The organism is Holophagales bacterium, from assembly GCA_016699405.1.
Classification (GTDB): Bacteria; Acidobacteriota; Thermoanaerobaculia; order Multivoradales; family JAGPDF01; genus JAAYLR01.
Map to the genome: position 1 here is coordinate 4,215,282 of CP064972.1, position 17,994 is coordinate 4,233,275.

Annotated in this window: 19 protein-coding genes; 4 read left to right on the forward strand and 15 right to left on the reverse strand. The window is 71.7% G+C overall.

Features of this window, described 5'->3' with window-relative positions; all coding sequences use genetic code 11:
* The first annotated feature begins 42 nt into the window (after positions 1 to 42).
* The 3 genes from IPJ17_17370 (at position 43) to IPJ17_17380 (ending at position 5,092) form a co-directional block, all read left to right on the forward strand.
* Complete coding sequence (locus tag IPJ17_17370) at positions 43 to 1,734, forward strand: VWA domain-containing protein (GenBank protein ID QQR73232.1); 1,692 nt, start codon at positions 43 to 45, stop codon at positions 1,732 to 1,734.
* A 62-nt stretch (positions 1,735 to 1,796) separates the two neighbouring features.
* Entirely contained in the window at positions 1,797 to 3,872 is a 2,076-nt protein-coding gene (locus tag IPJ17_17375; protein ID QQR73233.1) for a tetratricopeptide repeat protein, read from the forward strand.
* Positions 3,869 to 5,092, forward strand: a complete 1,224-nt coding sequence (locus tag IPJ17_17380; GenBank protein QQR73234.1) for a VWA domain-containing protein — start codon at positions 3,869 to 3,871, stop codon at positions 5,090 to 5,092. Before IPJ17_17375 ends, IPJ17_17380 begins: the two co-directional genes overlap by 4 nt.
* 1 nt (position 5,093) lies before the next feature.
* Here the strand turns inward: IPJ17_17380 and IPJ17_17385 are convergent, their stop codons facing one another.
* From IPJ17_17385 to IPJ17_17395, 3 genes are all read right to left on the reverse strand, one after another.
* Entirely contained in the window at positions 5,094 to 5,768 is a 675-nt protein-coding gene (locus IPJ17_17385; protein ID QQR73235.1) for a hypothetical protein, read from the reverse strand.
* Between the two features lie 66 nt (positions 5,769 to 5,834).
* On the reverse strand, positions 5,835 to 6,269 hold the full coding sequence (locus IPJ17_17390; protein QQR73236.1) for an RNA-binding protein: 435 nt from the start codon (positions 6,267 to 6,269) through the stop codon (positions 5,835 to 5,837).
* A 116-nt stretch (positions 6,270 to 6,385) separates the two neighbouring features.
* A complete protein-coding gene (locus tag IPJ17_17395; protein ID QQR73237.1) occupies positions 6,386 to 6,553 on the reverse strand; it encodes a hypothetical protein in 168 nt (55 codons plus the stop codon).
* Positions 6,554 to 6,923: 370 nt separating this feature from the next.
* Between IPJ17_17395 and IPJ17_17400 the strand changes: the two genes are divergently transcribed.
* A complete protein-coding gene (locus tag IPJ17_17400) occupies positions 6,924 to 7,646 on the forward strand; it encodes a YebC/PmpR family DNA-binding transcriptional regulator (GenBank protein QQR73238.1) in 723 nt (240 codons plus the stop codon).
* 4 nt (positions 7,647 to 7,650) lie between these two features.
* Here IPJ17_17400 and IPJ17_17405 read toward each other — a convergent pair whose 3' ends face one another.
* From IPJ17_17405 to IPJ17_17460, 12 genes are all read right to left on the reverse strand, one after another.
* Positions 7,651 to 8,346: a VIT family protein gene (locus IPJ17_17405; GenBank protein ID QQR73239.1), complete on the reverse strand. Its 696-nt coding sequence runs from the start codon at positions 8,344 to 8,346 to the stop codon at positions 7,651 to 7,653.
* A 70-nt stretch (positions 8,347 to 8,416) separates the two neighbouring features.
* A complete protein-coding gene (locus tag IPJ17_17410) occupies positions 8,417 to 9,325 on the reverse strand; it encodes an EamA family transporter (protein QQR73240.1) in 909 nt (302 codons plus the stop codon).
* 120 nt (positions 9,326 to 9,445) lie between these two features.
* Positions 9,446 to 9,916 carry a hypothetical protein gene (locus tag IPJ17_17415; GenBank protein QQR73241.1) on the reverse strand — a complete coding sequence of 157 codons (471 nt, stop codon included), beginning with the start codon at positions 9,914 to 9,916 and terminating at the stop codon, positions 9,446 to 9,448.
* A 32-nt stretch (positions 9,917 to 9,948) separates the two neighbouring features.
* Positions 9,949 to 10,395, reverse strand: coding sequence for a hypothetical protein (locus tag IPJ17_17420; protein QQR73242.1), 447 nt, complete (start codon positions 10,393 to 10,395; stop codon positions 9,949 to 9,951).
* Between the two features lie 197 nt (positions 10,396 to 10,592).
* Positions 10,593 to 10,952 (reverse strand): DUF1304 domain-containing protein, encoded by a 360-nt coding sequence (locus IPJ17_17425; protein ID QQR73243.1) that lies wholly within the window; start codon positions 10,950 to 10,952, stop codon positions 10,593 to 10,595.
* 46 nt (positions 10,953 to 10,998) lie between these two features.
* Positions 10,999 to 11,742: a DJ-1/PfpI family protein gene (locus IPJ17_17430; protein ID QQR73244.1), complete on the reverse strand. Its 744-nt coding sequence runs from the start codon at positions 11,740 to 11,742 to the stop codon at positions 10,999 to 11,001.
* A 9-nt stretch (positions 11,743 to 11,751) separates the two neighbouring features.
* Positions 11,752 to 12,453 carry a carbonate dehydratase gene (can, locus tag IPJ17_17435; protein QQR73245.1) on the reverse strand — a complete coding sequence of 234 codons (702 nt, stop codon included), beginning with the start codon at positions 12,451 to 12,453 and terminating at the stop codon, positions 11,752 to 11,754.
* Between the two features lie 80 nt (positions 12,454 to 12,533).
* Positions 12,534 to 13,148: a YdeI/OmpD-associated family protein gene (locus IPJ17_17440; GenBank protein QQR73246.1), complete on the reverse strand. Its 615-nt coding sequence runs from the start codon at positions 13,146 to 13,148 to the stop codon at positions 12,534 to 12,536.
* Entirely contained in the window at positions 13,145 to 13,603 is a 459-nt protein-coding gene (locus IPJ17_17445; protein ID QQR73247.1) for a DUF488 family protein, read from the reverse strand. The genes IPJ17_17440 and IPJ17_17445 overlap by 4 nt, the downstream gene beginning before the upstream one ends.
* Before the next feature lie 60 nt (positions 13,604 to 13,663).
* Positions 13,664 to 14,083 carry a dual specificity protein phosphatase family protein gene (locus IPJ17_17450; protein ID QQR73248.1) on the reverse strand — a complete coding sequence of 140 codons (420 nt, stop codon included), beginning with the start codon at positions 14,081 to 14,083 and terminating at the stop codon, positions 13,664 to 13,666.
* A 173-nt stretch (positions 14,084 to 14,256) separates the two neighbouring features.
* Entirely contained in the window at positions 14,257 to 14,898 is a 642-nt protein-coding gene (locus tag IPJ17_17455) for a hypothetical protein (GenBank protein ID QQR73249.1), read from the reverse strand.
* A gap of 214 nt (positions 14,899 to 15,112) precedes the next feature.
* Entirely contained in the window at positions 15,113 to 17,686 is a 2,574-nt protein-coding gene (locus tag IPJ17_17460; GenBank protein ID QQR73250.1) for a TonB-dependent receptor plug domain-containing protein, read from the reverse strand.
* Positions 17,687 to 17,994 lie beyond the last annotated feature (308 nt).

Genomic DNA, 17,994 nt, shown 5'->3' on the forward strand with positions numbered 1-17,994 from the left:
ATCATGGGCTCGTCGTGCACTCGCACGCGGGCTGGAGATTTCATGCAGCGCTTCCCGATCCTCCTTCTTGCCGCCGTGGCATGCCTCGGCTCCTTGGACAACTCGATCCTCCGGGCGCAGACCCCGACGCCGCGCCCTCCCGAGAGCAGCTCTCCGCCGGCCGACGAGCTCTTCGAAACCGTCGAGGTGGAAGTGGTCAATCTCGACGTGCTGGCGCTCGACGGCTCCGGTCAGCCGGTGACCGATCTGACGCTCGACGACTTCGATCTGCGGGTCGACGGCGCTCCGATGTCGATCGGCTACTTCGCCGCGCCGAACGCGCCGCAGCCGGCCGCGGCCGCGCCGGTGGAAAACGCGGCGATCCTGGCGCTGCTCGTCGACCTCGAGGACATGCGACCGGGACCGCGTAACGACGTGCTGCGCCAGGTCCGCCCGCTCGTCGCCGCGCGCCTGACGTCCGGCGACCGGGTGCTCGTCGCGGTCTTCCAGGGCTCGCTGCGCCTGCTGAGCGACGCGACGAGCGATGCGGCGGCGGTCGAAGCCGCTCTCGCCGAGATCGAGCGCAGCGCTCCGAAGGCGCTGCACGAGCGGATCCAGAGTCGCAACCTGCAACGCGAGATCGAGATGGTCGACCTCGACGATCCCAACGCTCCGAACGAGGCCCAGCGGTTGCAGGGCGAGCTCGAAAACCTGGCGACGGCCGAGACCAATCGCTACCAGCGCGTGCTCGGCGCGATGACCGACCTGCTCGGCACCCTTGCCGCGGTCGACGGTCCGAAGACCGTCCTCTGGGTGGGCGAGAGCGTGCCGGACCGCCCGATCACCGCGCTCGCCAATCGCTGGGAGCGTCGCCTCGCCGACCTCATCCAGATCGGTTCGCGCACCATCGACGTCGAGCCTGACGTCCAGCGCCTGCGGCGCGCCCGGCTCGCCGTGGCCCGCGCCGCCCAGGCCAGCCGCTCGACCTTCTTCGTGCTCGACGACCCGGACAACGCCAGCGGCGGAGTCAACGCCGAGGCCGAGCGGAGCGACACCAGCGTCGGCGGCGAAGCGACGCGCAGCCTCGCCGATCTCGCCGAGGGCAGCGGCGGGCGGCAACTCACCCTCTCCCCCGAGCTCGGGACGACGCTGACCAAGGTGTCCGACGAGCTCTCGACCCGCTATTCGCTCGGCTTCACGCCGAGCGGGCCGACCGACGAGCGCTGGCACCGCATCGAGCTGCGCTGCCGCCGGCCGGGGATCACGCTGCGCCATCGCGCCGGATTCCTGCGCCGCGGCGAGGGCGACTCGCTCGCCGAGGCGGTGCTCGCCGCGGCAAGCCTGGGCGCACCCGAGCAGAATCCGCTCGGCTTCACCGTGGAGATCAAGCCGCTCCCGCCGGCCGAGAGCGGCAAGGGAAAGAAGAGTGGCGGCGCCCGGCGCGTGCCGGTGGTCGTCCGCATTCCGCTCGGCCGCCTCACCCTCGTTCCGGAGAGCGCGCAGCACGTCGGCCGTCTCGAGCTGCAGTTCGCCACCCGCGACCGTTCCGGGCAGCTCACCCGCTACGACGCACGCGAGCTGCCGCTCCAGGTGCCGAATGCCCGACTCGCCGGGGCGCTGCGGCAGGCGCTCGCCTACGAGATCGAGCTGCAGCTCACGCCGGGCTCCTACCGTCTCGCCGTCGCCGTGCAGGACCGGATCGGTGGCGTGCGCGGCGCGGCGGCGGTCAACGTCGAGATTCCGGAAACACCGTGACAACCGCCCTGCGCTCTCCGCACCGCGCTGCTGCGCCAGGCCGCTCTGCCCGGGCGCCGCTCGTGGCGCTCGCCCTGGCCGCGGTGGGCGCCTCGCTCGCCGCCCAGGCGCCGGAAGCTCCGGCGCCCTACGTTCCGCGCCCGCTCGCCGCGCTGCGCGCCGACTCGGCGGCGCTGCTGCTCTCCGGCGGCGAAGGCGGGCCCGTGCGACTCGCGCTGCTCGCCCTGCCCGGCTACCGCGCCAACGGCGCCCCGCGGCTCTTTCTCTACGCCGAGCTCGCCGGCGAGAGCCTGCTGCGCGACGCCCCGCCCGGACCGCTCGGCGTCGAGCTCTCGGCCTACGTGCTCGACGGCGAGGGCAAGGTGGTGACCCACGCGAGCGAGGGCATCCGCCTGCCGCCGCCCGAGGAACGCGCCGCCCTCGCCGGCAGCGGTCTGCGCTACGCCACGGCGTTCGACGTGCCCCCGGGCGACTACAGCGTGCGCCTGCTCGCCAAGCTCCGTCCGAGCGGCGGGTTCGGCCTGCGCGCCACCCAGGTGCGCCTGGCCTCCGCCGCCCGACCCGGCGGGCCGGGGACGCCGCTCTTGGCGATTCCGATCTGGCCGGCATCCTCGGGCCCCTGGATCGACGTTCGTTCTCCCTCGCTTGCCGCCGACGAGCCGCCGCACCTGCCTGGCGGAGGATGGCCGTCGGCGTTCCCGGTGCGGGCGCTCGATCCGAAGATCACCCTGCGCCTGGCCGTGCCGCAGAAGACCCGCCCGGCGGCCACCCTGCCGGCCCGCCTTGCGCCCTTCGCCGGTGGCGAGGAGCGCATCGTGGCGATCGAGGTCGGCAGCGCCTCGAGCCCGCTCGGTGGTGGGCTCGAAGCCATCGACGCGACGCTCGACGCCGAGGATGCCCCCCCCGGCGGCTACGCGCTTCGCGTGGCGAGCGAGGCCGACCCCGCCGGCCGCGGAGCGGTGCGTCTCGTCCTGCTGCGACCCGCCGCCGGTGAGCGACTCCCTTCCTCCTGGATCGCCGCCACGCGCAGCGGCTCCTCTCCTTCGAGCGCCGCCGCCTCGACGGCCCAGGTCGAGCCCGAGCCACCGGCCGAGCGCCGGGCCGAACGCGAGCAGGAGGTCGCCCGTCTGCGCGCCGGACTGGCGCGCGGGTTCCGCCTGGTCGCCGACGGCGACCTCGACGGGGCGACGAGCGCCCTGCTCGCCATCGAGACCGCGGTCCTCGAGCGCACCCCGCGACGCGCCCTGACCTGGATCGAGGAGGCTCACACCCAGCTTCGCAAGGCGGTGATCGCGACCGATCCCGAGACGCTGCTGCCGCTCTCGACCGCCTACGCCGAGCTCGCCGAGAAGGCCGCCCTCGCCCGGCGCCCGGCGCTTTCGCGACTCGCGCAGGAGACCGCGGCCGAGCTCGCCGAGGAGTACGCCAAACGCAGCCGCGGCGAAGGCGCCTCGGCGCTCGCGGCCCGCACCGCCTTCGCCCTGGCCGGACGTCTCTACGACCTCGGGTCGCCGCGCCGCGCCCAGCGTCTCTTGGACCAGGCCGACAGTCTCGACCCGGGCGACGGCACGGCGGCGCGACTCGCCGCGTTCATCGACGAACGGCACGACGCACGGGAGGAGGCGGCGCGGCGACTGCGTCGGCTCCTCGAGCGGCGCCCGACCGACCGCGAGGCGCGCCTGCGCCTGGCGCTCTGCGACCTCGCCCTCGGCGAGTCCGGCGGACTCAAGGCGCTGCGGACGCTCGTCGCCGAGCCGGGCGCCGACTGGGTCGGCGCCGTGGCCGCCCAGGAGCTGGTGCGGCGCGACCTCGCCGACCGCCGCTTCGACGAAGCCGCCCAACGCGCCCGCGAGGCGTTGCGCCGCCTGCCCGGCGACCCCGGGCTGCGCCTCCAGCTCTCCTGGGCGCTGCAACAGAGCGGCCACCCCGGCGACGCGCTCGCCGCCCTCGACCCGTTGCTCTCCGCCGCTTCCGTGGCCCCGCCGCGGCGGCGCTACAGCGCCTGGCCGCGCGAGACCTTCCGCGAAGCCCGCCGCGAAGCCGAACAGGCGGCGCAGACCCGTCTGCGGGCGCTGCACGAGGCCCTCTCCCGACTCCCCGAGGGGATGCTCACCGACGACGCGAAAGGCTCGCGATGAACCCCTTCCGGACGCTCCTCCGCGCCGCGCGATCTCGCCGCAGCTTGGCCGTCGTCGCGATGGCTCTCGCGCTTCTCGGCGGCGGCGGCACTGCACTGGCGGAGCCGGCGCTCGAGGTCGGGATCCTCAGCCCGGCCTCCGGGGTCCCGGCCTTCGGGCGGATCCGCTTCATCGCCATGCCGCGCGGCACCGAACCGATCGTCCGCGTCGAGTTCCTCCTCGGCGGTCGGAAGGTGGGCGAGCGCACGGCGCCTCCGTGGGAGATCGAGATCGACACCGGCGAGACCAACAGCGAGAAGGTCTTCCGCGTCGTCGCCTACGGGCGGGACGGCGCGCGCGCCGAATCGACGCTCACCGCCCCGGCCGTGCGCGTCGACCTGGCGATGGACCTCGAGCTGCAACAGCTCTACGTCACGGTGACCAAGGGCGGGGAGCGGGTGCTCGACGTGCCGCGCGAAGAGTTCGAAGTGCGCGACGACGGCGAGACCCAGACGCTGGTGACGTTCGAGCACGGCGACGTGCCGATCGCCGCGGTGCTGCTCGTCGACTCGAGCCAGAGCATGCAGGGCGACCGGCTGCGCGCCGCCCTCGGCGGCGTGCGCGCCTTCGCCAAGGGGATGGCCGGGCTCGACGAGGCCGCGCTGCTCCTGTTCGGCGACCACATCGTCCACCGCACCGCCTTCTCCGGCGACGCACGGGCCCTGCTCGACGGCCTCGATCGCATCCAGGCGGAAGGGGGAACGGCCCTCAACGACCACCTCTTCCTCGCCCTGCAACTGCTCGAACGGCGGCAGGGCCGGCGGGTCGTCGTGCTGCTCTCGGACGGGATCGACGTCGAAAGCGTGCTCGAAATGTCGCAGGTGCTCTCGTCGGTCCGGCGCAGCCAGGCGATCGTCTATTGGCTCCGGCTGCGCGATCCCGCCGCGGCGACCGGCGATCGGCACCTCTCCGTCTGGCACGGCGCGTCCTTCCACGCCGCCGAGCTCGCCCAACTCGAGAAGGCCGTCGCCGACAGCGGCGGTCGGATCCTCGAGCTCGCCCGGGTCGAAGACTCGGAGTCGGCCTTCCGTGAAGTGCTGCGTGAGCTGCGCGAGCAGGTCGTCCTCGGCTTCTATCCGGCGAGCTCGAAGAACGACGGCAAGTGGCACGACATCCAGGTGCGGCTGCCGCACCGCAGCGGCTACTCGCTGCGCACCCGCGCCGGCTACTACGACTACTGAGTCAGGAGCGCTCGACGCTGCGGATGGCGTCCGCCGCCGAGCGATGCCGGTCGATCCCCCAGGCGAGCGCGACGGCGATCCAGCTCGCCTGCCCCGCCCAGGCGACGGTCTCCACGTCGGGTGGCGGCGGTCCGAAGAGGGCACCGAGGTAGGCCGCGAGCAGCAGGCCGACGAGCAGCGCCGGACCGAGGCGGCCGAAGCGGTCGAGCGCCCGGGTCGACTTCAGGTAGAGCGCGAGACCGACCGCGAAGAGCGCCCCTTCGACGACGAGCGTCGCCCCGAGGCTGCGCCAGAGCTCGAGCCCGATCCACGGCCCGGAGGGCAGGACCGGCATGTCCGGGCGATGCGAGACGACGTCGAGGACCCAGTGGCTCAGCACGCCGAATCCGAGGACGAGCGCGGCGCGCCGGTCGTGGCGCAGGAGCCACCAGACGACCGCGAGAGCGACGGCCCAGAGCAGGTCGAAGAGGAGACTGTGCGAGTAGGGGTAGCTGACGAAGTCGAGCGGCGTGACCACCGTCGTCCCCGGCACGATGCGGAAGTGCTCGACCCCGAGGAGCACCAGGGTCGGCCAGAGGAGATCGGGCAGCTGGACGGCGAGCAGGAGAGCCCACAGGGGGGCCGAGGGGGCCCACCGCTTGCCGGCCAGACCGACGGCGTAGTGTCCGATGAACATCGCTGAATCGCCGAAGTCGCTCGACGACGCCGCAGTCCGCGGCGCGGATCCGGACGCGGGCCCTCGTCAGAGCCCGCGCTTGCGCGCGCGGATGTTGCGCCGACTGCCCTTCGGCTTGCCGCCACCACCGAACGGCGGCTTGTTCGCGCCGAAGCCGCCCCCACCGCCGCCGAAACCGCCCCCGCCGCCGAAGCCGCCGCCACCCGAGTAGCCGCCGCTGGCGAAGCCGCCGCCGCCGAAGCCGCCCCCGGCCGGACGGCCCTCGGCGACGTTCACTCGCAACGCCCGTCCGGAGAGCTCATGACCGTTGAAGCGCTCGATCGCCTGCTCGGCCTCTTCCTCCGTCTCGAACTCGACGAAGGCGAAACCGCGCGGACGGCCGGTGGCGCGATCCGTGGGCAGGAACACGTCCCGGAGCGTGCCGACCTGACCGAACAGGGCCTCGACCTCCGCACGCGTGGTGTTGAAGTCGAGATTCCCGACGAAAACCTTCGAAGCCATTCGAGCTCCCACTTTCTGCGGCCGCGCCGCGCCGAGGCATCCAGCGTAGGCGTCGTGCCCACCGGTTCGCCTGAACTCCGGAGTGTATCGCAGGACCGACTGCCTGCCGGCGCTGCCTAGTCGGCGGCCGGAGCGCCTTCGCCCTCGGCGCCGGCCGACTCGGTCGGCTCGCCATCCTCACCGACGTCGCGACGCTCGGCCCGACGCTGCTGCTTCTCGAGCTTCTTGGCCTTCTTCGCCAACTCCTTCTGCCGCTTCTCGTGCTGGTAGTTGCGTGTGGCCACTAGTCTCCCTTTCCCAATTTGTCCGATGCTCCGACGGGGTCTCCCCTCCGGGCAGCCCCCGCCCTACCGACTCGACCGGCCGACCGCTGCGACCGGGAAGACCCGACACCCCGGAGAGAACCGTCCCGAACCGACGGCGGGCTCTGATCCCGACGCCCCGGCCGATCGGGCGGCGGCACGACCCTCTCCCGGGCAACCGTTGGGCGAATCGTACCAGCTACGCCGCGCAGATGCCTCCCGTCCGACCTCCCGCCTTTACTCAGCCGCGAGAGTCGGGCTAGATTGAGGGCATCGGCGGAGCGCCTGCCGCACTTCCAGCCCGGCCCGGCCGGGCCGATCAGCCTCGACGACCCCTGTACGGCCAGAGACCATGGGACGCATTTTCGAAACTCGCAAGCACACGATGTTCGCCCGCTGGGACCGGATGGCGAAGCAGTTCGCCCGGATCGGCAAGGAAATCACCATCGCCGTGAAGGCGGGCGGGCCCGAGCCCGCCGCCAACCCGCTCCTCCGCCGGGTGATCCAGAATGCCCGCGCGGTCAACATGCCGAAGGACAAGGTCGAGTCGGCGATCAAGCGCGCCGCCGGCAAGGAGGCGGAGAGCTACGACGAGATCCTCTACGAGGGTTACGCGCCGCACGGCGTCGCCGTTCTCGTCGAGACCGCCACGAACAACCCGACGCGCACCGTTTCGAGCCTGCGCACCCACTTCAACAAGCACAACGGCAACCTCGCCACCCCGGGCAGCGTCGCCTTCGGCTTCAAGAAGATGGGTGTCTTCCGCCTCCATCCGGCAGGGCTGCAGCAGGAAGAGCTCGAGCTCGAGCTGATCGACCACGGGCTCGAGGAGATGGGCGAGAGCGTCGGCGAAAAGGGCGAGCCGCTCCTGGTGATCCGCTGCGCTTTCGCCGAGTTCGGCCAGTTGCAGAAGGCGCTCGAGGACCGGCACATCACCCCGATCTCGGCCGAGTCGGAGTGGATCCCCAACACCCCGGTCGAGCTCTCCGAAGCGCACGCCACCGAGGTGCTCAAGCTCATCGACGTCATCGAGCAGGACGACGACGTCCAGAAGGTCTTCCACAACCTCGGCTGACGCGCTAGAGCGCGATGCCGAAGAGCTTCCCGACCCCGGCGGTCAGGGCCATGGCGAGCGCCCCCCAGAAGGTCACCCGGAGGGCTCCGCGCGCCACCGAGGCGCCCCCGGCGTAGGCCGCGACGCCGCCGAGCAGCGTCAAGGCGACGAGCGTCGTCGCCACCGTCAGCTGAGTCACCCACTCGGCCGGCGCGACGATCGCCGGCACGACCGGCAGCACCGCGCCCACCGCGAATGCCGCCGCCGACGCCAGAGCGGCCTGGACCGGCCGGGCGCGCAATGTCTCGGTGATTCCCAGCTCGTCGCGTGCGTGCGCAGTCAGCGCGTCGCCCGCCGTCAGCTGCGCCGCCACCCGGCCGGCGAGCTCGGCGTCGAGACCCCGCTCGACGTAGATCTTCGTCAGCTCCGCAAGCTCCGCCTCCGGCTCGTCGGCGAGCTCGCGCCGCTCGCGTCCGAGGTCGGCCTCTTCGGTGTCGGCCTGCGACTGGACCGACACGTACTCACCGGCGGCCATCGACATCGCCCCGGCCGTGAGCCCGGCGATGCCGGAGAGCAGGATTCCCGATCGTGGGGCGCCGCCGGCGGCGACACCGACCACCAGGCTGGCGACCGACACGACGCCGTCGTTGGCCCCCAGCACCGCAGCACGCAGCCAGCCCACGCGGTGCGCGCGATGGGTCTCGAGATGAACGGAACGCATGCGGACCTCTCTGACGGGCGACACCGCCCGTCGGCGGTGCGCCGACGACGAGCCCACCCGGGTCAGTATCTCACCGCGTCTCTCGCGCCCCTGCCCGCCGCGCGAGCAGGCCCTGGGCGAAGGCGACACCGACCGCCGCGAGGGCGACGCCGGCCACCTGCGGCGGACCGAGCCGCTCCCCGAGCGCGAGCCAGCCGAGAACGGCCACCTGCACCAGCATCGTGTTGTTCAGCAGGCTCGAGTCGGTCGCCGAGAGGGTCCGCTGCGTGCGGTTCCAGAGGGTGAAGGCGAAGGCCGTGTTCACCGTCGCGAGCCAGGCGACGATCGCCCATCCCGTCGCCGTCGGACGAGGCAGCCCTTCGCTCGCAAAGCCGACGGCGAGCAGGGCCGCGGCGCCGCAGGCCATGCTCACCGCGGTGACCGCGAGCGGCGAGAGCTCCCGCCGGCGGTTCACGGCGCGACCGAGCAGCGCCGCCGCCGCGTTCGCGACGAGGCCGACCGCCGCGATCGCGAGCCCCACCCCGTGTCCCGCCGAGAGAGCCCCGGGGCCGAAGTACAGGCTCGCGCCGAGCAGGAAGACGGCGATCCCCCCCCACTGACGACGCGCGAGGGGCTCGCCGAGCAGCGGCGCGCTCGCCAGCGCCACGGCCAGCGGCGTGAACGCCAGCACCAGGCTCACCGAGGCCGCCGGCAGGCGCGCGAGCGCGGCGAACTGCGCTCCCTGGGTGAGGGCGAAGAGGATCAGGCCGAGGGCGCCGAGACGCAGCCAATCCCGCCCACCGAGCCCGCGCAACGCCGCCCGCTCCGACCGGTCGCACAGCAGGAGCGACAACAGCAGCAGGGCGCCGAGGCCGTAGCGCAACCCGGCGAAGGCGAGCGGCGGCAGGCCGCGCAGCCCGAGCTTGATGAAGACCCAGGAGGTCGACCAGAGGAAGGTGACGAAGAGCGCCTGGGCGACCGCGGCACGACGCGACGACATCCGCCTATTCTGCCGGGAATCGTCCGCGCCGCGCCGAGGCGCGGCATCGGACGCCGCCCCGCGCGAGGCCGAGGAGGGTCGGCCTCGTCTCGCCGGACGCTCCGCGACCGGGCGGCCCGCTCAGATCCCCGGCAGCCGCGCGAAGGAACAGGCGAGCCCGAGCCCGCGAAGGGTCCCGGGGAAGGTGTGCCAGAACCCTCCGGGGTCGTCGTCGACCCGCACCACGCCGTCACGCCGCATCAGCTCGAGCCGCGGGCCCTGGGTGAAGTGAAACAGCGCGTCGCCCGCCGTGGCGCGCAGCGCCGTCCCGACGACCAGGGCGATACGCCGGTGGATCGGTGCCGGATCGAGCTGTTTGGCCTGCGTCAGGAGCATCTCGACATCGGCGGCGACGCCGTGCCGCGCCGCCCAGGCGCGACTCGACTCCTCGAGGTCGTCGTTGACCCAGACCGCCAGACCCGGCCCGGACAGACGCAGACCGAGACGCGCCTCGCTCGCCGACTGCAGCTCCAGGCCGGTGTCGCGAACGAGCCGCTCCGCACAACTCGCCGCCGTGAGACCGGCGACGCAGAAGTAGTAGTCGAGAGACATCCCCGTCCTCCTCCCCGGCGCCAACGGCGCCGTCAGCCCCCCGCCAGGCGCCGGAAGGTGCCGCGCACGTCGCGTTCGTACACGATGGCGAGCTGCCGGCGGAAATCCCCCTCCTCCCCGGAGAACGCCAGGGCGAACGCCCGCTCGATCTCCGGACGATCGACGAACACGCCGGCGAGCCAGGCCACCCTCGCTCCTTCGACGATCGGCCAGGCCGGTTGCGCCGCGTCGCCCTCGTCCATCCAGTCGACGATCGCACAGAGCAGCGCGATCGCCGCCCCGTTCCGAAGCAGGTCGAGGTCGAGGGCGAGACGCTCGCCGGTCGCCAGGCGCGCATCGACGAAATCGAGCGGGGCGAAGTACCCGGTGTCGATCCCGTGTCCGAACCCGCCGTAACGCTCGACCATGTCGGCGTAGAGGAAGAGGATGTCGCGCAGCGCCCCTTCGGCGGCCACCTGTCCCGTGAGCGTGATCTCCATCCTCCCTCCGATGCCGCACGCGGAGAGAGAACCTGCCGTGGCACCGCCACCGGACCCGACCCCGACCGACGTGCAGCGACCGGCTCTCCCACCCCGCCCTCTGATGCGCCGCGGCCGGCGATCGGGGGACAGGCGGTCGCGCATCGGGAGGAGCGGCTTGTCGCGGAGGGCGCCCCGGTTGCGCCTCGGGTCGTTGCTCAGCGGGCCAGCCAGGTGGCAGCCAGCGCGATCGCACCGGGGAGGGCCTGGACCCAGAGAATGGTGCGCTTCGCCGTCGCCGCACCGAAGAGACCGGCCACGACCACGCAGACCAGGAAGAAGACCCGCACCGCCTGCCCCGCCGCACCGAGGGTCACACCCCAGACGAGGCCGGCGGCGAGGAAGCCGTTGTAGAGACCCTGGTTCGCGGCAAGCGGAGCGGCCGCGGACATCACCTCGCGCGGCAGTCCGAAGACGCGACGGCCGATCGGCTTCGTCCAGAGGAACATCTCGAGCACGAGGAAGCCGAGATGCAGCGCAGCGACGACGAGCACGGCAACGGTGGCGAAGGTCGACATCGACTCTCCCTTTCGGTCTCGGCCGCGACAGCGGTCGCGTCCGATGTCAGAGCATGGCGGCGAATTCGGCGGCCAGGCGATGCGCGTCGCCGGGCCAGCGGGCCGAAAGATAGTGCCCGTCACGGACGGTGAACCCGCGGTCGAGCTGGCCGGGGGCGTCGCGTCGCAGGCTCGCCGGACCGCGCTCGAAATGCGCCGGCGCGGCAAGCGCCTCCGTCACCTCCCCTTCGACCGTCACGGGGTAGGTTCGGTAGTAGCTCCCCAACCAGGCGCGAGTGAGCCACCACGCGGCGAGCTCCATCCGTCGCGGCAACGCCGTCGTCCGTCGACCATGGAGGACCGAGCGACCGTCCGTCCGGCGGGAGCGCGCCGCGAGCACCACCCCGTGACAGATCGCCGCCACCGGCTTGCCCGCGGCGAAGCTCTCGGCCACCGCGCGTTGCAGGAGCGGCGACTCGAGGTAAGGGCGCATCCCCGGCGCGTGCCCGCCCGGGAGCAGCAGCGCGTCGTAGGCGAGCGCAGCGATCGCCTCCCAGGGGAGCGGCGCGGCGAACTCCCGGCTCGCCGCCATCGCGCGGTACGCCTCCCGGCCGTGGCGATCGGCCACGAGAAACGGCGCGAACGGGCCGAGCCCGCGGCCGGTGAGCATCCGCGGGTCCGCCTGCGCCGGTCGTCCGTCGGGGGTCGCGACGACGACGTGGTGTCCGCGCTCGGAGAGCGTGCGCCACGGCACCCCGCTCTCGGTCGGGTCGACGTCGGCCGCCGGCAGCGGCAGGAGGACGACAGCCATGAGCGGAGCTCAGATCCCTGCGGCGAGCGAGGCGGCGATCGTCGGCGGCTCGACCGCCGCGGCGAGCCGCGCCAGCCGCTGTCGGGCCGACTCCGCGGCGCTCGCCACCTCGGACTCGCCGGTGAGGCAGAGGTCGAGGTCGCGCAACAGCCCGTCGCTCAGCGCATAGAGCCAGCCGTGGACGGCCAGCTCCTGGCCGCGCGCCCAGGCGTCGCGCACCACCGTCGTCTGTGCCACGTTGACCACCTGCTCGATGACGTTGAGCTCGCAGAGGCGGTCGTGACGTGCCCGTTCGTCGGGCAACGCGTCGAGGATCGACCGACTCTTCGAGCAGACGTCCTCGACGTGCCGCAGCCAGTTGTCGGCCAATCCGAGCTTGGTGCCGCGCAGAGCGGCGAGCACGCCGCCGCAACCGTAGTGGCCGCAGACGATGATGTGACCGACATGCAGCACGTCGACGGCGAACTGGATCGTCGACAGACAGTTGAGATCGGTGTGGACGACGACGTTGGCGATGTTGCGATGGACGAACATCTCCCCGGGCAGCAGGCCGACGATCTGGTTGGCCGGCACGCGGCTGTCGGAGCAGCCGATCCAGAGGTAGCTCGGCGCCTGCTGCCCGGCGAGGCGGTCGAAGAACTGCGGATCGCGCCGGCGCAGCTCGTCGGCCCAGGCGCGATTGCCGGCGAAAAGGTGTTGCAGTCGTCGCATGGTCTCTTGGGCTCCTCGCGGTCGAATCCCAGGTCCGGCGGAGTTGGCGAACGATACAGGAATTCGCGCCGACGTCGGCGTCAGGCGAGCAGACGCTGGCCGGCCGCGCAGGCGGCGATCAACCGCGCGAGGCGGCGCGCTCGCGTGGCCGGTTGCTTGGCGCTCACTACCCAGTAGGTCAACGTCCGCCGGTAGCTCGGCGGGGCGGCCGCGAACCAAGCCCAGGCGGCCTCGTGCCGCTGGAACTCGGCAAGCAGCGCCGGCTCGAGCTCGAGCGCCCCGGCCTGCTCGTAGGAGTAAACGCTCGACCTGCGCTCGATCCGCTGATCGAAGGCGGCTCGACCGGCCTCGGTCATCCTCCCGGCGGCGATCAACGCCTCGGCACGCGCGATATTGACCGCGCTCCAGATCGACCCGTCGCGGCGCGGCGTGAACCGGATCTGGTAGGCCTCGTCGTCGATTCGCTGCCGCACGCCGTCGATCCAACCGACACAGAGCGCCTCGTCGACCGACTCCGGCCAGGTGATGCTCGCTCTTCCCGACCCGACCTTGTAGAACCCGGCGACGAGCTCCGGCGCGGTCGCCGCGTGCTCGACGAACCAGGCGCGCAGCGCCGCGGCATCGCGGAAGAAGCGCGGCGTCGCGCGCGCCGGCGTGCGCTTCTGCCGTCTTCCGATCGACGGTCGCTCGCTCATCGCGGAGGTCTCGTCCCCGGCCCGATCGGCTCGTCGCGCGGAGCACCCGAGCTCTCCTCTCCGTCGGCCGGCACGACGTGCGCTCCCCGCTCGGCGAGCAGAGCTCGCAGGACGCTGCGGTGACAGCGGCTCTCGTCGGCGCAGTAGCAGCCGAGCGAGAGGCTCGCGGAATGGGAGAGCGCTGCCAGCAGGTCGAGAGCGTGCTGGGCGGCCGGCTCCTTCAGCTCGGCGCGGAAGCGGCGCAGGAACGCCTGCCACTCCGCCGGCGTCGTCGCCACCTGACCGAGCTTCATCGTCTCGGCGCTCGGCGCGAGCGTGGGAAACCAGACGTCGTACCAGTCGCCCGAAGCGAACTCCTGCTTCGGCACGCCGCGCGGCGGGCGGCGCACGGTGCCGATCCTCGTCCCTTCGCCGGCGGCGCGTGGACTTCCCAGTCGGACGATTCGCAAGGCCATCTCGACCTCCTCCCGGGCTCGCCGCCCGGCACGCCGTGTCGCGCGAGCGCGCCCCGGCGCCTACTCGAACGAATGGAGGTATTCGGCGAAGCGCTCGTTGAAGAGCGCTCCGGGCCGACAGGCGCGCAGGCGGGTCACCGCCTCTGCGCCACTCATCCCGAAACGGCAGAGGGTCAGACCGGCGACCAGCGCCGAGCGGTTGAACCCCATGCCGCAATGCGAGAGCACCCGATGCCCGCCGCGGATCAGCGACGCGGCGAGATCGGCCACCGCATGCAGCTTCGCCAGGTTGGGCAGCTCCTCGTCGTAGATCGGGAAGTAGAGGTAGAGGATCTCGTTCGGGACCGTCGGCACGCCGTGGTCCAATCCGCCTTCGAGGTCGATGATCACGTCGATCCCTCGCTCGGCGAGCGGTGTCCAATCGCGAATGGCGGGCGAGATGAACAGCGCCCCGTCGTCGTCGACCTGGAAGAGGTGCATTGCCGGGATTCTATCCGCGACCCGTCACGAGGGGGCCAGGCTGCGGCTGTCCGCTCGCTGACCGGGGTGCGCCCCCGACCGCGCGACTCGGGACATCGCCGCCCGGCGCCGGGCGCGGACGACCCTCGCCGTCCTCGTCCCGGCCGCGCGGGCGGCGAACGATCTCCAGACCGTCAGATGACCCGCATCACCGTCGTGCTCAGGAAATCGGCATGCGGCGGCTTGCTGGCGACCTTCTCGCCATACGCCCGCCACTTCGGGTCCGCCGCCAGGGTCGACCAGTGCTTGGCCCACTCCGTGAAGTTCCGGTAGTAGGCCATCGTCGCCGTGACGCCGTGCGGGTCACTCGCCCCCGAGCGCAGCATCCGCACCTTGGCGCCCAGCCCTTCGCTGATCGCCTTGCCTTCGCGCATCCACCCATGCACCTCCGACTCCTTGCCGTGATGGACCCGGTAGGTCCCCAGGGCCACGACGCCGTACGAACCGATCGCGTCGCCGGGCAGCTCGAACCCCGGGATCTCCCAGTAGTCCACGGCGCCAGCCGGGACGAGCGCCTGCGCGCCGCGACCGCGCTCGACGAAGGCCTGGGCGTCGCGGTGCGCATAGGCCGCGTCCAGAGCGCCACCGTAGGTTGCAGCGCTCTCGAATTCCAGCACGAGGCTGAGCGTGTTCTGGACCCCGCCGAGGACCAGCGTGCTTACGTGACCCCGTGCACCGAAGCCCTTCATCATCTCGAGCGCTTCCTTCAGGAGCGCCTCGGCATCGCCTTCCTTTCCCTGCACGGGCAAGTAGCTCGAAACCGCCAGAACCGCCATCGCCTTCTCCTTTCGATGCTGTTGTCTGCCAACGACCGTGCCGGCGCGACGGGCGCTCGAGCGAGCCCCGGCTCGTCAGCCGGACTTTCGTGTCACGACGAATTCACCCGGCCCGGAGCGGAGGGGGCGGCCCCCGGGGTCGGGCGCTCTCGAGCCGCCACCCGCGGCGTTCGTCCGGTACGCTCTCGCCGTTTGCCATGTCGGTGCCCGCGACTCAGAACCGGCGCGTCAGCTCGACGCCGAACATCCGGGGCGGACCGTAGGTCGCGGTGCCGAAGCCCAGCGAGAGCACCTGCGCCGTCGTCCCGACCTTGTAGACCCGGTCGCCGACGTTGTCGACGAAGAGTCCGACTCCCCATCGGCTGCCGCGGATGTTCGACCAGCTCGCCCGCAGGTTGAGGATCGAATACGGATCCTGCGAGTACGCCTGCAGCGCGCCGGGGCCAAGGATCTGCAGCTCGCGGTGGGCATCGCTCTGGAAGTAGACGCGCGTCTGGCCGTAGAGCGTGGCGGAAAGGTCCAGCTTCCCCAGCGCGAACGCGAGCGGCACGCGGTAGACGAGCGTCAGGTGACCCTGGTGCGGAGGCATCCCGACCGCGGGGTTATTCCGCAGGTCGAGGAAGCAGTAGCCGGCCGGGGAGGTCGGGACGCAGATCGCGTCGCCGGCCTGGGCGACGTTGGCCGGATCCTGTCCGGTCCACCGTGTGTAGAAGAAGTCGTTGTAGTTGTAAGCCAGGCGCAACTCCCACGACGACGACGGAACGAACGTCACGCTCGTCTCGAAGCCCCGGTGGGTCGCCGCGGCGATGTTGGCCGTGTAGAAGAAGCCGACGTTGTTGAACGTCCCCGAGAAGTTCTCCTGGATGTCGCGAAACGCGTAGTGGTAGACGTCGGCGTTGATCCGCCCGGCGCCCTTCGCCAGGGTGAAATCCCACTTGACGCCGAGCTCCGTGGCGAACACCTTCTCCGGTCCGTACGTCGGGGCGAAGTTCGGGAGCGCGCTCGCGGGGTCGCCGCCAGCCTGGCCCGAGTCGTAGACGTTGACGCCGCCGGGCACATAGGCGCGCGAGAACGACAGATAGGTCATCAACTTGTCGCTCAGCTCCTCGCTGAGGGCGAGATGCACGTTCGGGCCGCTCGACTTCGTCCTCACGACGCTCGTCGAGGGGCCGGGGGAGAACACCCCGGTGAGGCTGTCGGTGACCGCGGGACGCGAGGCGAAGGTCGTCCGCGTCCAGGAGAACCTGTACCCGGCGGTGAGCTTGAGACCGCGGATCCACCGCGCGAGATCCGTCGTCGCCTGCGCGTAGATCGCCGTCTCGCCGCCGCTCCCTCCGGCGGAAAATCCCAGGGCCGAGTTGTAGCCGAGGTTTTCGTTGAAGACGCCGCCGAAGATCTGGTAGACGTTGCCCGTTCCCAGGGTCGTCGCCGGCTGCCGCGAGTGGTTGTAGAAGAGCCCGAAGGTACCGACGATCAACCCGTCGTGAGCGTCGACGTGCAGTTGGAGCTCGTTGTTGAAGGTGTCGGCACGCGGTCCGAGCCGGGCGACGACGTGGCGCCCGCTCTGGTTGTTCGACCCGAGGCCGCTGAGGGTCGACGCACCGCCCTGCTCGGCCAGGCCCCCGATGCCGTCGGCGGGACTGCTCGCGACATCCGCCGCCGACTCGAAGGAGAAGATGTTCTTCAGCCGGAGCGCGAGAGGTCCACGGTCGGTCAGATCGACTTCGGCAACGTCGACGACATTGAAGTTGCGCAGCCGCAGTCGTGCCGGATTGCCGTTGACGGGGGTCGGCTCGAAGCGCACCGCGCGTCCCCCTGCCGACACCCGCGCGTACTCGGCCAGCAAGGCCGTCCGGATCGCGACCAGGTGGTTGTAGCGCGAGGTCACGCAGGCGCTGACGCTGCTCTCGAGCCCGAGCGCGACGGCATTGGTGCAGACCGCACCGAAGACCGCCGAGGCGGCCTCGGCCGGCAGGTTGTAGAGCCCACCGGCGGCACCCGGGTACACCCCGCTCAGGATCTGGTTCGTCGCCGACTGATCGAGATCGACGTAGGTCGCCACGACGTAGTTCTCGAATCTCCCGACCTTGGCCGTCGCCCCCAGACGGAAGGTCCGATTCGCCTGCTCGTCGAACCGCAAGCGCGAGCCGATCGCCTCCGTGTAGCCGTCGACGTGATGGAAGCTCGCCGCGACCCGGACGGCCAGCCGGTCCTTGAGCAGCGGCACGTTGATCCCGCCGCTGAGCTGGGTTCGCCCGAAGTTGCCGACCCGGAGCTCGACGAATTCGCCATAGCGGGTCAGGTCGGGGTGGACCGGCCGAATCAGGATGGCGCCGGAGGCGCTCGACCTGCCGAAGAGCGTCCCTTGCGGGCCGTTGAGCACCTGGACGGATTCGATGTCCGTGAAGGGGATCGACGCGTTGCCGGAGCAACAAGGGGACTCCGAGAAGTAGGTAGCCTGACCGGCCGAGAGGCCCCGGATCGAGTAGGAGTTGGTCAGGGTGTTGAAGTAGGGATGAATCGTCAGCGAAGGCACGGCGTAGGTGAGGTCGCTGACCCTTTCGATCCCTTGTTGCTTGAGCTGCTCGGTGTCGAGGAGGCTGACGGTGATCGGGACCTTCTGCGCGTTCTCCTCGATCATCCGCGCCGTCACCAGGATCTCCGGCGCGGTGAAGACCGCCTGCGGCGCCGTCTCGTCGACCGGCGACGACGAGGCCACCGCGGGGCTCGGCACGGCGACGGCGGCCTCCGTCTCTGGACGCGGGGAGACGTCGACCGCGGCGGGCATGCCATCCGCGCTGTCCGGGGAGCTCGACGCGGAGACCGTTGCGGGGGCGCACGAGCCCGTCGACGCGGAGTCGCGTTCGTCTCCACCTGCGGCGGGCGACCGGACCAGGAGGAGCGCCATCGCCAGGACTCCGACGACCGACAGAGCCCGCCGACGACCCGGCTCGTCACCGACGCGGTGCCCCGGATCGTCTCCCTTCGTGCCACCGGAATCCGACGTGGAGCTCTCGACGGACCGCGCGCACTCTCCCCACATCTCGACACCTCCTCGAGCCAAGCTGCAGCCGTTCCCTGGAGACAACTCTTCCG